The following is a 13,939-nucleotide window of genomic DNA, read 5'->3' as shown; positions in this document are numbered from 1 at the left end:
GGCGACGGGTTCACCAATATCTGCTCTTCGATAGCCCGGGTAAGGCGTATACGCCGTCACCCGGGGCTTTACTTTCTTACGGTGCCGGGTAGGTATAAACCTGATGCACCGCTTCAATCTCCGCTAATACCTCTTCACTCAGCTCAAGCTGCAAACTTTCCACGTTGGCCTGCAGCTGCGCCATGGTCGTCGCCCCCAGCAGGGTGCTGGCGACAAACGGCTGCCGACGCACAAAGGCCAGCGCCATTTGCGCCGGATCGAGGCCATGGCGTTTGGCGATATCCACATAGGCCGCAACCGCTTTCTGCGACTGCTCGCTGCTGTAGCGCGTAAAGCGGCTGAACAGCGTATTGCGCGCCCCCGCCGGCTTCGCACCGTTGAGATACTTGCCGGTCAGTGTGCCGAAGGCAAGGCAGGAGTAGGCCAGCAGCTCCACGCCTTCAAACTGGCTCACTTCCGCGAGGCCGACTTCAAAGCTGCGGTTCAGCAGGCTGTAAGGGTTCTGAATGGTCACGATCCGCGGCAGGTCGTGCTTATCCGCCAGGTGCAGATAACGCATCACGCCGAAGGCGGTTTCGTTCGACACGCCAATGTAGCGGATCTTCCCGGCGCGCTGGAACTCGGTCAGCGCTTCGAGAGTATCCAGCAGGGTCACGGCGGGCGCGGCGTCAGCCCAGGTGTAGCCCAGCTTGCCAAAGCAGTTGGTTGGGCGCTGCGGCCAGTGTACCTGGTACAGGTCGAGGTAATCGGTCTGCAGCCGCTTCAGGCTGGCATGCAGCGCCTCGCGGATATTTTTACGGTCCAGGACGTGGTTGGGCCGAATGCTGCTGTCGTTATTGCGCGCGGGCCCGCTGACTTTCGAGGCGAGCACCAGCTTTTCGCGATTGCCGCGTTTCGCCAGCCAGTTGCCGACGTAGGTTTCGGTCAGTCCCTGGGTTTCCGGGCGCGGCGGGACCGGGTACATTTCGGCGACATCGATCAGGTTGATGCCATTGGCAACCGCATAGTCGAGCTGCTGATGGGCATCGGCCTCGCTGTTCTGTTCGCCAAAAGTCATGGTTCCCAGCCCGAGGGTGCTGATTTCAAGAGAACTGTGTGGGATACGGTGATACTGCATAGCCAGCTTCCTTTTTATTTATAAGGTCAGGCATTCCCCGACAAAGGAGTATCAACATGGCAGAGGGTGAGAAAAAGAGGAAGTAAAAAATCAAAAAAGCCGGGTGACGAGGAGGGGCGGTGGGTGAAACCCGCGGCGTCCTGGTATATCCCGACTCTTCTCAAAAGACTGGTGGTCGGTAAGCGCAGCGTCAACAGAAGCTGGGGCCGACAGGGAAAGATTAACGCTTAATGATTTGCGAAACGTCGTCACGATTGATCTGCATTTTATTACCCTGCTGATCTTCGTAACTGATAAGACCGGTATCGTCATCCACGGTAGGTTTACCGTCGGTCAGGATCATTCGCCCATCTTTGGTCGCCATGACGTAATCGCTGCTGCAACCGGAAACCGAGAACGCCAGTCCTACGGCGGAAATCAATACTGCCCATTTTTTCATCGTCATCACCTCTTCAGTAGCTGCACCCCATACCCGTCTATTAATAGCCTGATTTGTGAGACATAAAAAGCAGTAAAGTCTGAAAAAGGGTTGCAGCCTGTGACCAGGCTGCAATTTTGTGGTTTACAGCGGGTTTTTCTTATTACGCAGCAGGTTAAGGCTCTCCACCGCGATAGAGAAGAACATGGCGAAATAGATGTATCCCTTCGGCACATGAACGTCGAAACTTTCCAGCATCAGGGTAAAGCCGACGAGGATCAGAAACGACAGCGCCAGCATTTTCACGGAAGGATGACGGTCAACAAAATCGCCGATAGGTCGCGCGGCGAACATCATCACCCCCACCGCGATCACCACCGCCGCCATCATAATGAACAGATGATCTGACAGGCCGACGGCGGTGATGACGGAGTCGAGGCTGAAGATGATATCCAGCAGCATGATCTGCACGATGGCGCCGAGGAAGGAGTGAACGTTAGTTTTCAGCCCCTCCTCTTCACCTTCGATAGATTCATGGATCTCTTTACTGGCTTTCCAGATAAGGAACAGTCCGCCGAGCAGCAAGATCAGATCGCGAAACGAAATCTCCTGACCGAGGACGGTGAAGAGCGGATTGGTCAGCTTAACGACCCAGGCGATAGAGGCCAGCAGCGCCAGACGCATGACCATCGCCCCCATCAGACCGATCCGCCGCGCATGGGCGCGCTGGGCGGTAGGTAGCTTGGCCACGACCAGAGAGAGAAAAATAATATTATCGATCCCGAGCACGATCTCCAGCAGCGTCAACGTGCCCAGCGCCAGCCAGGCGTTAGGATCGGTTATCCATGCAAATAACATTGTTCAAAGTCCTGCAAAATAGAAAGCAGCAATTATATGCAACCCCAACGCAGAACAAAAAATTAATCGTGTTGTAACAAGAAATGGCGGGCGAGCAGGGCGGCGGTAAAATTCTTTTTCAGATAGAAACCGCGCGGCAACGTGAGGATCGTCTCGCCGCGGGCGCCGATGGCTTCGGTCAGCGCCTTGCTGTTGGCGGCTTTCGGTCTTAACTGCAGCACCTCGCCGTGGCGGGCGGTTATGCGCTCTACCTCACCGAGGACAATGAGATCCATCAGTTCTTCCCAGTCCATGCGCAGCTGGCGCTCCTCATCTTCGTCCGGGCTCCATAACAGCGGTGCGCCGACGCGCCGCGCCGCCAGCGGGATGGTGCGTTCACCCTCCACCGGGATCCACAGGACACGCTGCAGCTTATGTCGTACATGGCTGCTCTCCCAGGTGACGCCGCTATTGCCGGTTAACGGGGCGACGCAGACAAAGGTGGTCTCCAGCGGGCGTCCCCGGCTGTCGATGGGGATCGTTTTGAGCTCCACCCCCAGCGCGGCGAAGTCCTGCTCGGGTTTACTGCCCGCGCTGGCCCCCAGCCATAGCTCCAGCAGAATGCCCGTCCAGCCTTTATCACGCTTCAGATCGCGGGGAATGGGGATCCCCGCCAGCGCCGCCAGCTCGCCCAGCGAATAGCCGGCCAGCTGGCGGGCCTGGGCCAGCAGCTGTTCCTGACTTTGCGGCGGTGAGGAGAGGGGAGCGATAGCGGGCATAGGGCAATACCTTTGGTTAAAAAGTGAGCGCTAATTTCGCGCGTTGTGGATAGAGTTTACCGTTTTCTGAGTAACTATACCAATCACATGATTTATATGACTTTTTAAACTTATCAGGCCGCTGATGAAAACCGTGAAAATGGGTTTTCCAGAACTGGTCACTGACAATAAACAGGATCTTACACCATGTTATCCACAGAAAAGTGGGATAACTGGGGAAAAGCCCCACTACTGGTTCGATTTACAGCCTTGACGTGCGACGAAAATCGAAATTTTAGAGAAAATCTGCCCGCGGCCTGCGCGTAATCTGTGGATAAAATCGACATTGCTCGATCTTTCATCAGTCGCCGGATCGCATATGTGATGATCGTCACGTTATGCTGTAATAAGTGAAAGGAATATATTCTAACTTAATGAATATGCTATCATTATTTTAAGGTGCTAGCGGTGCGATGTTCGGATTACTCCGGGTTTTCCCGGGTTAATTCCGTACTTCTTCACAACTCTATCCACAGAAAAAGTGAATAAAATGGGGCGTCACGCACTTTCATTGTTTATAACTCTGGCAATTACTGTGAGTTATTCAAATGTTATCCGTTCTCAGTGTGCGAACAGAGTGGTTTACCGTTTCCGGCGAGTGTGAAACAATCATTCACATTGAAGCTTATCTTGAGGTAGTCCGGTGATTGATGACGATGGCTACCGCCCAAATGTCGGTATTGTAATCTGTAATCGTCAGGGCCAGGTGATGTGGGCCCGACGCTATGGTCAGCACTCGTGGCAGTTCCCGCAAGGGGGCATAAATCCAGGAGAATCCGCAGAGCAGGCGATGTATCGGGAGTTATTTGAAGAGGTCGGGCTAAGCCGTAAAGATGTGCGGATCCTGGCCTCGACCCGTAACTGGCTGCGTTACAAGTTGCCTAAACGTTTGGTGCGTTGGGACACAAAGCCGGTTTGTATCGGCCAGAAACAAAAGTGGTTTCTTTTGCAGTTGATCGGCAACGATGCGGACATCAATATGCAAACCAGCAGTACACCTGAATTTGATGGTTGGCGCTGGGTGAGTTACTGGTACCCGGTTCGCCAGGTGGTGTCGTTCAAGCGCGACGTCTACCGCCGGGTGATGAAAGAGTTCGCCAGCGTGACCATGTCGCTGGCGGAGAGTGCACCTAAGCCGCAAAGCGCGCCTGCTTATCGACGTAAAAGAGGTTAAGCCACGCACATTATGCTCACTCGGTTGCGAGAAATAGTCGAGAAGGTCGCGAGTGCGCCGCGTTTAAACGAGGCGCTGGATATTCTGGTGACGGATGTCTGCCAGGCGATGGAGACGGAAGTCTGCTCGGTTTACCTGGCTGACAATGACCGACGCTGCTATTACCTGATGGCCACCCGCGGGTTAAAAAAACCTCGCGGGCGCACCGTTGCGCTGGCGTTCGATGAAGGCCTGGTGGGGCTGGTTGGCCGCCTGGCGGAGCCCATCAACCTCGCCGATGCGCAAAAACACCCCAGCTTCAAATATATCCCTGCCGTCAAAGAGGACCGCTTCCGCGCCTTCCTTGGCGTGCCGATCATTCAGCGCCGCCAGCTGTTGGGCGTGCTGGTGGTCCAGCAGCGCGAGCTGCGTCAGTTTGATGAAAGCGAAGAGTCTTTCCTCGTCACCCTCGCCACCCAGATGGCGGCGATCCTCTCCCAGTCCCAGCTGAACGCCCTGTTCGGCCAGTATCGTCAGACGCGTATTCGCGCCCTGCCGGCCTCGTCCGGGGTGGCGATCGCCGAAGGCTGGATGGACGTCAGCCTGCCGCTGATGGAGCAGGTGTATGAGGCCTCGACGCTGGATACCGCCTCGGAACGCGAACGCCTGACCGGCGCGCTGGAAGAGGCGGCCAACGAGTTTCGTCGCTACAGCAAACGCTACGCCGCCGGCGCGCAAAAAGAGACGGCGGCAATCTTCGATCTCTACTCGCACCTGCTCTCCGACGCCCGCCTGCGTCGCGAGCTGTTTGCCGAAGTCGATAAAGGCGCGGTGGCCGAGTGGGCGGTCAAAAAGATCATCGAGAAGTTCGCCGAACAGTTTGCCGCGCTGAGCGACGGCTATCTGAAAGAGCGGGCCGGCGATCTGCGTACTTTGGGCCAGCGTCTGCTGTTCCATCTCGACGACAGCATTCAGGGGCCCAACACCTGGCCGGCGCGCATTATTCTGGTGGCGGACGAGCTGTCGGCCACCACCCTCGCCGAAGTGCCGCAGGATCGTCTGGCTGGCGTGGTGGTGCGCGATGGCGCCGCCAACTCCCATGCCGCCATTATGGTGCGAGCCCTCGGGATCCCGACGGTGATGGGCGCCGATATCCAGCCCTCTCTGCTGCATGGCCATACCCTGATTGTTGATGGCTATCGCGGTGAGCTGTTGGTGGATCCAGAACCTGTCCTGTTGCAGGAATATCAGCGCCTTATCAGCGAAGAGAACGAGCTCAGCCGCCTGGCGGAGGACGATCTCCAGCGCGCGTCGGAGCTGAAAAGCGGTGAGCGGGTGAAAGTCATGCTCAACGCCGGCTTAAGCCCGGAGCACGAAGAGAAGCTTGGCAGCTTTGTTGACGGTATTGGCCTCTACCGTACTGAAATTCCTTTTATGCTGCAGAGCGGCTTCCCGTCGGAAGAGGAGCAGGTCGCTCAATATCAGGGCATGCTGCAGATGTTTAACAGCAAACCGGTGACCCTGCGTACCCTGGACATCGGCGCCGATAAACAGCTGCCGTATATGCCGATCAGTGAAGAGAACCCGTGCCTGGGCTGGCGCGGGATCCGCATTACCCTCGATCAGCCGGAGATCTTTTTGATCCAGGTGCGGGCGATGCTGCGCGCCAACGCCGCCACCGGCAACCTCAGCATTTTGCTGCCGATGGTGACCAGTCTGGAGGAGGTGGATGAGGCCCGTCGGCTGATCGACCGCGCCAGCCGGGAAGTGGAAGAGATGATCGGCTACGCCATCCCACGGCCACGCCTGGGGGTGATGCTGGAGGTCCCGTCGATGGTCTTTATGCTGCCGCAGCTGGCCAGCCGGATCGATTTTATCTCGGTAGGGACGAACGACCTGACCCAGTACCTGCTGGCCGTCGATCGCAACAATACCCGGGTCGCCAGCATGTATGACAGCCTGCATCCGGCGGTATTACGGGCGCTGGCGATGATCGCCCATGACGCCGAGCGCTTTGGTATCGATCTGCGACTGTGCGGCGAGATGGCGGGCGACCCGATGTGCGTAACGATCCTTATCGGCCTCGGTTATCGTCATCTGTCGATGAACGGCCGCTCGGTGGCGAGGGTGAAATATCTGCTGCGCCGCATCGATATCGAAGAGGCGCAGGAGCTGTCGCGTCGTAGCCTCGATGCCCAGATGACCGCCGAGGTGCGCCATCAGGTGGCGGCCTTTATGGAGCGTCGCGGTCTTGGCGGTCTGATCCGCGGCGGGCGGTAGCGGCAGCCCGGGTGAGGTGTAAGCCGTAACCCGGGGATCCCCTGTTCGCGCCATCCGGCAAAATAGGGCTTCGTCGGGAAAACGGCATTCTGTTAGCATCCGTATACATATCTTTTACACGTTCGGCGCGGATCGCTTTTGTGGCTTATGCTATGATTCGCCTCCTTCGGCGTGCCCATTTTATGCGGGCATGGATCATCACCGCTGTCCACTTTCGGCGGAATAACAAGTCTTTATGGTGACAGATGAATAGTGGCTACCTGCATTTTCCGGAGTTCGATCCGGTCATTTTTTCTCTAGGCCCGGTCTCCCTCCACTGGTACGGTTTGATGTACCTGGTGGGCTTTGTCTTTGCGATGTGGCTGGCCACCCGTCGGGCGAATCGTCCGGGCAGCGGCTGGACGAAAAATGAAGTGGAAAACCTGCTTTACGCGGGCTTTCTCGGCGTCTTCCTGGGCGGCCGTATCGGCTACGTGCTGTTTTACAACCTGCCGGTATTTCTTGCCGATCCGCTGTATCTGTTCCGCGTCTGGGACGGCGGCATGTCGTTCCACGGCGGCCTGATCGGTGTGATCCTGGTAATGATTATCTTCGCCAGACGCACCAAACGCACCTTCTTCCAGGTCTCCGATTTTATCGCCCCGCTGATCCCGTTTGGCCTTGGCGCCGGGCGTCTGGGCAACTTTATCAACGGTGAACTGTGGGGCCGCGTGGACCCAAGCTTCCACTACACGATGATTTTCCCGGGCTCCCGTGCCGAAGACCTGGCGCTGCTGCCGACGCATCCGGAATGGCAATCGCTGTTCGATACCTACGGCGCGCTGCCGCGTCACGCGTCGCAGCTGTACGAGCTGGCGCTGGAAGGCGTGGTGTTGTTCCTGATCCTGAACCTGTTTATCCGTAAACCGCGCCCAACCGGCTCCGTTTCCGGCCTGTTCCTGATTGGCTACGGCCTGTTCCGCATTATCGTGGAATTCTTCCGCCAGCCCGACGCCCAGTTCACCGGCGGTTGGGTGCAGTACATCAGCATGGGGCAGATTCTTTCGATCCCGATGGTGCTTGCGGGTATCATTATGATGGTTTGGGCTTACCGCCACCGTCCGCAGCCACAGAATTCTTGAGGAACCATGAAACAGTATCTTGATTTGATGCAGAAAGTGCTCACCGAGGGCACGCCAAAAAATGACCGCACCGGCACTGGCACGATCTCTATTTTCGGCCATCAGATGCGTTTTAACCTGCAGGAAGGCTTCCCGCTGGTGACCACCAAGCGCTGTCATTTACGCTCCATCATCCATGAACTGCTGTGGTTCCTGCAGGGCGATACCAACATCGCCTATCTGCACGAGAACAACGTCACCATCTGGGACGAGTGGGCAGATGAAAACGGCGACCTGGGGCCGGTTTACGGCAAACAGTGGCGTTCCTGGCCTGCGCCGGATGGTCGTCATATCGACCAGATCACCACGGTGATGAACCAGCTGAAAAACGACCCGGACTCCCGCCGGATCATCGTCTCGGCGTGGAACGTCGGCGAGCTGGATAAAATGGCGCTGGCGCCGTGCCACGCCTTCTTCCAGTTCTACGTCGCCGATGGCAAGCTCTCCTGCCAGCTGTATCAGCGCTCCTGCGACGTATTCCTCGGCCTGCCGTTCAATATCGCCAGCTACGCGCTGCTGGTGCATATGGTGGCGCAGCAGTGCGATCTGCAGGTCGGTGATTTCGTCTGGACCGGCGGCGACACCCACCTGTACAGCAACCATCTCGAGCAGACCAACCTGCAGTTGAGCCGCGAACCGCGTCCGCTGCCGAAGCTGGTCATCAAGCGCAAGCCGGCGTCGATTTTCGACTACCGCTTTGAAGACTTCGAGATTGAAGGTTACGATCCGCATCCGGGCATTAAAGCGCCGGTGGCGATTTAACCCCCTGCTGATATGACCAACCGGCGCCCGATGGCGCCGGTTTTTTTATGCCCTTTACACCCCATCCCGATGGGGGGATCTCCCTTGCCACAGGGACAAGGTCGTTTCCACCCGCCCCAGGTCACAGGCGGTTGCGGTGGGCGAAGTTGGGTAGACGTTCGCAAAAAAATGTTCTGCTGGTGGTAATACAAACCTTTTTTGCGTATCTGGCCGGGAAAGCTATTTTCCATCATCGCGTCAGGGGCAATCGCCGCGGCATACTCAACGCCATGAACAGAGAACATGGCTACACCCTGATGGAAACCCTGGTAACGCTGACGTTAATGATGATCCTCAGCGTCGGCGGCCTGTACGGCTGGCAGCGCTGGCAGCAACAGCAACGACTGTGGCAAACCGCCGCCCAGGTGCGGGATTTTCTGGTCTTTCTGCGCGATGACGCCAACGCGTACAACCGTGACCGTGTGCTTCGCATCGGCCAGGACGAGGCGGGCTGGTGCCTGAGTGCGCAGGGGGAAGGGTCGGACTGCACCGCCGGGTCGGCCTTCACGCTGCGTCCGCGCTGGCCGGGGATCACGCTGGTCGGTGTTACGCCTGGTCTGGGGTTTTATGGTCTGCGCAGCACCGCCTGGGCGGGGAATCTGCGGCTGCAGAGCGCGGCCGGCAGCTGGAGCATCGTGATCTCACACTGGGGGCGGATTCGTTTATGCCCCAGCGACAGCGCAGGGGGATGTCAGTGAACAGTCGCGGATTTTCCCTGGCGGAGGCGCTTATCGCCATGGCCATCGGCTCGCTGCTGCTGATGGGGGCCTGCCGTTTTCTGCCTGCCCTGCAGCGTCATATTCTGCGCCAGGGCGAACAGCTGGCCCTGGAGAACGAGCTGTGGCAGCGCGTGCATGCCGTGGGAAAACATCTCCAGCGCGCCGGGTACTGCCGGGGAGCGTGCGGCGGCGCCGGGCTGGAGCTAGCCGCTGGCGGCGAGTGTCTGATTGTGCGCTGGGACGCGAACAGCAACGGGAGATGGGAAACCTCCCCTGCGGCAGCGGCGGAGAGCACCGGCTTTCGCCTGCGCGACGGCGCGCTGGAGACCTTGCGCGGGGCCAGTGACTGCCGCGGCAGCGGATGGGAGAAAATCACCAATCCGGCCGCCATCGTGGTGACGCGCTTCTCGGTACAGCGACTGGTCACCACCCGCTTCGCGCCGGAGCTGAGCGTGACGCTGGCGGCGCGCTCTGCCCGGTGGGCGGGGCTGGTGAGTGAGGTGGAGCAGCGGGTGACGGGGTATAACCTGTGATCCGCCAGCGTGGGATGTCGTCGCTGCTGATGGTGCTCCTGCTGCTGACCCTCGGCAGCCTGTTACTCGAGGGGCTTAACCTGCAGCAGCGGGCGCTGCTGGCGCAAACTGCCAGCGAAACGCAGGCGATCCGCGATACGGCCATCGCCCATTCGGCGCTGCAGTGGGGAAAACAGCAGGTCTGGTCGGCGCAGGAGCCACTGGCCTGCCGTACCGAGCCACAGCAGGGCTGGCACACTTGTCTGCGCATCTTCGGCGACGGCTCGCTGTTGCTCAGTAGCGCCAGCGGCGAGGTGCAGGTCTGGCAGTCCGGCGAGGTGCGCGGCGGGCAGGTGTATTTCTTCGCCCACGGTTGGAGCGATTTTTGCCCGCTCAGGGAGGTGAGCTTATGTCAAATGCCCTGAAGCGTCAGCGGGGTTTTAGTTTGCCGGAGACCGTGCTGGCGATGGCGCTGATGGTGCTGACGGTTGCCGCGCTGGGCGGCTATCAGCGCGGGATGGCGCAAGGGATTGTTCAGATGAATCAGACGCGTCAACTGTGGCGCGACGCGTGGCGCTTTAGCCAGCTTTCTGCGCCGCCATTGCCGGCACGCGCGCAGGTAAGCCGTATGCAGACATCGACGCAAAGATGTGTCAGCATCACGGTAACGATCAGTATGCCCGTTGCAAAGCGGGTGCAGATGACCCGGCTGCATTGCCCGGTCAGCCAGTAGTCAGGAGCTATTATGTTAAGGGTATACCACTCAAACCGGCTGGATGTTCTCGAGGCGTTGATGGAGTTTATCGTCGAGCGCCAGCGGCTGGATGACCCTTTTCAGGCCGAAATGGTGCTGGTGCAGAGTACCGGCATGGCGCAGTGGCTGCAGATGACCCTGGCCTCGCGCTTCGGGATTGCCGCCAATATCGAATTCCCGCTGCCGGCGAGCTTTATCTGGGACATGTTCGTACGCGTCCTGAAAGATATTCCCGGCGAAAGCGCCTTCAGCAAGCAGAGCATGAGCTGGAAGCTGATGACCCTCCTGCCGCAGCACCTCGATGAAGACGATTTTATCTTGCTGCGCCAGTATCTGAGCGATGACGGCGACAAGCGCAAGCTGTTTCAGCTGGCCGCCCGGGTCGCGGACCTTTATGACCAGTACCTGGTCTATCGCCCGGAGTGGCTGATGCGCTGGGAAGCCGACCAGCGGGTTGATGGCCTCGGCGACGCCCAGCAGTGGCAGGCGCCGCTGTGGAAAGCGCTGGTGAGCTACACCGCCGAGCTGGGGCAGCCGCAGTGGCACCGCGCCAATCTCTATCAGCGCTTTATCAGCACCCTGGAAAAGGCGGATGAACCGCCTGCCGGGCTGCCGTCGCGCGTCTTTATTTGCGGGATTTCCGCGCTGCCGCCGGTCTATCTGCAGGCGCTGCAGGCGTTGGGTAGGCATGTCGATGTCTACGTATTGTTTACCAACCCCTGCCGCTACTACTGGGGAGATATTAAGGATCCGGCATTCCTGGCGAAGCTGCTATCGCGCCAGCGGCGCCATCATCGCGAGGCGCGCGCGCTGCCCCTGTTCCGCGACACCGAGCAGGCGCCGGGGTTGTTTAATGACGCCGGGGAACAGGATGTCGGCAACCCGCTGCTCGCTTCCTGGGGCAAGCTGGGGCGCGACTATATCTACCTGCTGGCAGGGCTGGAGCGCTATGAGGAGCTGGACGCCTTTGTCGATATCACTCCCGATAACCTGTTGCATAACCTGCAGTCGGATATCCTTGAACTGCGCAACGCGGCGGTGGCCGGTCAGAGCGCAGAGGCGTTCGCCCACAGTCGCGACAAACGTCCGCTGGCGCTGAATGACCGCAGTCTGAGCATTCACGTCTGCCACAGTCCGCAGCGCGAAGTGGAAGTTCTGCACGATAGGCTGCTGGCGATGCTGGAGGCGGATCCGACGCTCACGCCGCGGGATATCATCGTCATGGTGGCGGATATCGACAGTTACAGTCCCTATATTCAGGCGGTGTTTGGCGCGGCCAGCGGTGACCGCTGGCTGCCGTGGGCGATCTCCGACCGTCGCGCCCGCGAGTCGCACCCGGTGCTGCAGGCGTTTATTACGTTGCTCTCGCTGCCCGACAGCCGCTTCGCCAGCGAAGATGTGCTGGCGCTGCTGGATGTCCCGGTGCTGGCGGCGCGCTTTAATATCACGGAAGAAGGGCTGCGCTACCTGCGCCAGTGGGTGAACGAGTCCGGGGTGCGCTGGGGAATGGATGACGACAACGTCCGCGAGCTGGACCTGCCGGCGACCGGGCAGCATACCTGGCGGTTCGGCCTCACCCGCATGCTGTTGGGCTACGCGATGGACAGCCGCGAGGGAGAGTGGCAGTCGGTGCTGCCGTATGATGAATCCAGCGGTTTGATCGCCGAACTGGTGGGCAACCTCGCGTCGCTGCTGATGCAGCTTAATCTGTGGCGACGCGGCCTGGCCCAGCAGCGGCCGCTGGCGGAGTGGCTGCCTGTCTGTCGCGATCTGCTGAATGACTTTTTCCTGCCGGACAGCGAGACCGAAGCGGCGCTGGCGTTAATTGAGCAACAGTGGCTGGCGGTTATTGATAGCGGTCTGGAAGCACAGTATGGCGACCAGGTGCCACTGACGCTGCTGCGCGACGAACTGGCCCAGCGTCTCGATCAGCAGCGGATCAGTCAGCGCTTTCTTGCCGGCCCGGTCAACATCTGCACCCTGATGCCGATGCGCTCTATTCCTTTCAAAGTGGTTTGCCTGCTGGGGATGAATGACGGAGTCTATCCGCGAACGCTGCCGCCGCTGGGCTTTGATTTGATGAGCCAGAAGCCGCAGCGTGGCGACCGCAGCCGGCGCGATGATGACCGCTATCTGTTCCTCGAGGCGCTGATGTCCGCCGAACAGACGCTGTATATCAGCTATATCGGACGTTCGATCCAGGACAACAGCGAGCGCTTTCCTTCGGTGCTGGTGCAGGAGCTGGTGGATTACATTGGCCAGAGCCACTGTCTTGCTGGCGACGAAGAGCTTGACTGCGACGCCAGCGAAGCCCGGGTCAAAGCCCATATCACCCATCTGCATACGCGCATGCCGTTCGACGTCGCCAATTTCCAGGAGGACGAGAACAAAAGTTACGCCCGCGAATGGCTGGCCGCTGCCGGTCAGCAGGGGGAAGCGCATAGCGACTTCATTCAGCCGCTCACCGCGCCGCCGATTGACAGCCTGCCGTTCGAGCAGCTCTTACGCTTCTGGCAGCACCCGGTACGCGCGTTCTTTCAGCAGCGTTTGCGGGTCAATTTCCGCGCCGAAGAGGACGATATACCTGACGACGAGCCCTTCACTCTTGAAGGGCTGAGCCGTTATCAACTGAATCAGCAGTTGCTCAATACGCTTATCGAGGAGCAGGACGTCTCGGCTATGTTCCGCCGCTTTCGCGCCGCCGGCGAGCTGCCATATGGCGCCTTTGGCGAACTGGTCTGGGAGACGCAGCGCCTGGAGATGCAGACCCTGGCCGAGCGGGTGATGGCCGAGCGCCAGCAGGCGCAGAGCATGGAGATCGATCTCCAGTGCGGTGGCGTGAACCTGACCGGCTGGCTGCAGCAGGTGCAGCCGGACGGTCTGCTGCGCTGGCGACCTTCGCTGCTGAGCGTCTCTCAGGGAATGCAACTTTGGCTGGAACACCTTGTCTACTGTGCCAGCGGCGGTACTGGCGAGAGCCGGCTGTTTGTGCGTAAAGAGGGGGAATGGCGTTTTCCGTCGCTGGCGCCCGCCGAGGCGCAGGCGTACCTTAATGCGCTGGTGGATGGCTATTTGCTGGGGATGTCTCAACCGCTGCTACTGCTGCCGGAAAGCGGTGGCGCCTGGCTGAAAGCCTGTTACGACGCCGAAAAGGATGTCATCTTAATGGACGAAGAGACGCAGCAGAAAGCGCGGAGCAAATTCCTGCAGACCTACGAAGGTAACATGGTGGTCAGCGGGGAGGGTGCCGATATCTGGTATCAACGCCTCTGGCGTTCGCTGGAGCCGGCGCATTACGAAGAAATCATTGCCCAGACGCAGCGTTATCTGTTACCGCTATATCGTTACCATCAGTCCACACAAATTTAAA

Annotated in this window: 13 protein-coding genes and 1 pseudogene; 9 read left to right on the top strand and 5 right to left on the bottom strand. The window is 59.2% G+C overall.

What is annotated here, in order from left to right; all coding sequences use genetic code 11:
• Positions 1-76: 76 nt before the first annotated feature.
• The 5 genes and pseudogenes from ACKLKD_RS01130 to ACKLKD_RS01110 form a co-directional block, all read right to left on the bottom strand.
• The gene (locus ACKLKD_RS01130) at positions 77-1,117 is read right to left on the bottom strand and encodes an NADP(H)-dependent aldo-keto reductase (protein ID WP_008806332.1); all 1,041 of its coding nucleotides are present in this window, start codon (positions 1,115-1,117) and stop codon (positions 77-79) included.
• A 220-nt stretch (positions 1,118-1,337) separates the two neighbouring features.
• Positions 1,338-1,556 (bottom strand): YgdI/YgdR family lipoprotein, encoded by a 219-nt coding sequence (locus ACKLKD_RS01125; RefSeq protein WP_002915974.1) that lies wholly within the window; start codon positions 1,554-1,556, stop codon positions 1,338-1,340.
• A 123-nt stretch (positions 1,557-1,679) separates the two neighbouring features.
• A complete protein-coding gene (locus tag ACKLKD_RS01120) occupies positions 1,680-2,393 on the bottom strand; it encodes a TerC family protein (protein WP_004205441.1) in 714 nt (237 codons plus the stop codon).
• Positions 2,394-2,455: 62 nt separating this feature from the next.
• Positions 2,456-3,151, bottom strand: a complete 696-nt coding sequence (mutH, locus tag ACKLKD_RS01115) for a DNA mismatch repair endonuclease MutH (RefSeq protein WP_025711299.1) — start codon at positions 3,149-3,151, stop codon at positions 2,456-2,458.
• 88 nt (positions 3,152-3,239) lie between these two features.
• Positions 3,240-3,380: pseudogene (locus tag ACKLKD_RS01110) on the bottom strand (hypothetical protein); the annotation flags it as partial.
• A gap of 453 nt (positions 3,381-3,833) precedes the next feature.
• Between ACKLKD_RS01110 and rppH the strand changes: the two are divergent.
• The 9 genes from rppH (at position 3,834) to recC (ending at position 13,938) form a co-directional block, all read left to right on the top strand.
• On the top strand, positions 3,834-4,364 hold the full coding sequence (rppH, locus tag ACKLKD_RS01105) for an RNA pyrophosphohydrolase (RefSeq protein ID WP_004205443.1): 531 nt from the start codon (positions 3,834-3,836) through the stop codon (positions 4,362-4,364).
• Positions 4,365-4,376: 12 nt separating this feature from the next.
• The gene (gene ptsP / locus ACKLKD_RS01100) at positions 4,377-6,623 is read left to right on the top strand and encodes a phosphoenolpyruvate--protein phosphotransferase (RefSeq protein ID WP_002915935.1); all 2,247 of its coding nucleotides are present in this window, start codon (positions 4,377-4,379) and stop codon (positions 6,621-6,623) included.
• A 245-nt stretch (positions 6,624-6,868) separates the two neighbouring features.
• A complete protein-coding gene (gene lgt / locus ACKLKD_RS01095; RefSeq protein ID WP_004174524.1) occupies positions 6,869-7,744 on the top strand; it encodes a prolipoprotein diacylglyceryl transferase in 876 nt (291 codons plus the stop codon).
• A 6-nt stretch (positions 7,745-7,750) separates the two neighbouring features.
• Complete coding sequence (thyA, locus tag ACKLKD_RS01090) at positions 7,751-8,545, top strand: thymidylate synthase (protein WP_015958927.1); 795 nt, start codon at positions 7,751-7,753, stop codon at positions 8,543-8,545.
• A 185-nt stretch (positions 8,546-8,730) separates the two neighbouring features.
• Complete coding sequence (locus tag ACKLKD_RS01085) at positions 8,731-9,282, top strand: prepilin peptidase-dependent protein (protein ID WP_025711301.1); 552 nt, start codon at positions 8,731-8,733, stop codon at positions 9,280-9,282.
• Positions 9,279-9,836 (top strand): prepilin peptidase-dependent protein, encoded by a 558-nt coding sequence (locus ACKLKD_RS01080; RefSeq protein ID WP_025711302.1) that lies wholly within the window; start codon positions 9,279-9,281, stop codon positions 9,834-9,836. Before ACKLKD_RS01085 ends, ACKLKD_RS01080 begins: the two co-directional genes overlap by 4 nt.
• Positions 9,833-10,240: a DUF2509 family protein gene (locus tag ACKLKD_RS01075; protein WP_025711303.1), complete on the top strand. Its 408-nt coding sequence runs from the start codon at positions 9,833-9,835 to the stop codon at positions 10,238-10,240. Before ACKLKD_RS01080 ends, ACKLKD_RS01075 begins: the two co-directional genes overlap by 4 nt.
• On the top strand, positions 10,225-10,548 hold the full coding sequence (locus ACKLKD_RS01070; RefSeq protein WP_025711304.1) for a prepilin-type N-terminal cleavage/methylation domain-containing protein: 324 nt from the start codon (positions 10,225-10,227) through the stop codon (positions 10,546-10,548). The genes ACKLKD_RS01075 and ACKLKD_RS01070 overlap by 16 nt, the downstream gene beginning before the upstream one ends.
• Positions 10,549-10,560: 12 nt before the next feature.
• The gene (gene recC, locus ACKLKD_RS01065) at positions 10,561-13,938 is read left to right on the top strand and encodes an exodeoxyribonuclease V subunit gamma (RefSeq protein ID WP_025711305.1); all 3,378 of its coding nucleotides are present in this window, start codon (positions 10,561-10,563) and stop codon (positions 13,936-13,938) included.
• Position 13,939 lies beyond the last annotated feature (1 nt).

It is taken from the genome of Klebsiella sp. 10982, assembly GCF_048589245.1.
GTDB classification, from domain to species: Bacteria; Pseudomonadota; Gammaproteobacteria; order Enterobacterales; family Enterobacteriaceae; genus Klebsiella; species Klebsiella quasivariicola.
The sequence above is the reverse complement of the archived record's forward strand: the minus strand, read 5'-3'. Positions and strand labels throughout refer to the sequence as shown.

Bases quoted from the DNA above. Each gene is read 5' to 3' on its own strand.
- ACKLKD_RS01120 (WP_004205441.1), bottom strand. From the start codon at position 2,393: ATGTTATTTGCATGGATAACCGATCCTAACGCCTGGCTGGCGCTGGGC.
- lgt (WP_004174524.1), top strand. From the start codon at position 6,869: ATGAATAGTGGCTACCTGCATTTTCCGGAGTTCGATCCGGTCATTTTT.
- ACKLKD_RS01125 (WP_002915974.1), bottom strand. From the start codon at position 1,556: ATGAAAAAATGGGCAGTATTGATTTCCGCCGTAGGACTGGCGTTCTCG.
- recC (WP_025711305.1), top strand. From the start codon at position 10,561: ATGTTAAGGGTATACCACTCAAACCGGCTGGATGTTCTCGAGGCGTTG.
- ACKLKD_RS01070 (WP_025711304.1), top strand. From the start codon at position 10,225: ATGTCAAATGCCCTGAAGCGTCAGCGGGGTTTTAGTTTGCCGGAGACC.
- ptsP (WP_002915935.1), top strand. From the start codon at position 4,377: ATGCTCACTCGGTTGCGAGAAATAGTCGAGAAGGTCGCGAGTGCGCCG.
- thyA (WP_015958927.1), top strand. From the start codon at position 7,751: ATGAAACAGTATCTTGATTTGATGCAGAAAGTGCTCACCGAGGGCACG.
- mutH (WP_025711299.1), bottom strand. From the start codon at position 3,151: ATGCCCGCTATCGCTCCCCTCTCCTCACCGCCGCAAAGTCAGGAACAG.
- ACKLKD_RS01130 (WP_008806332.1), bottom strand. From the start codon at position 1,117: ATGCAGTATCACCGTATCCCACACAGTTCTCTTGAAATCAGCACCCTC.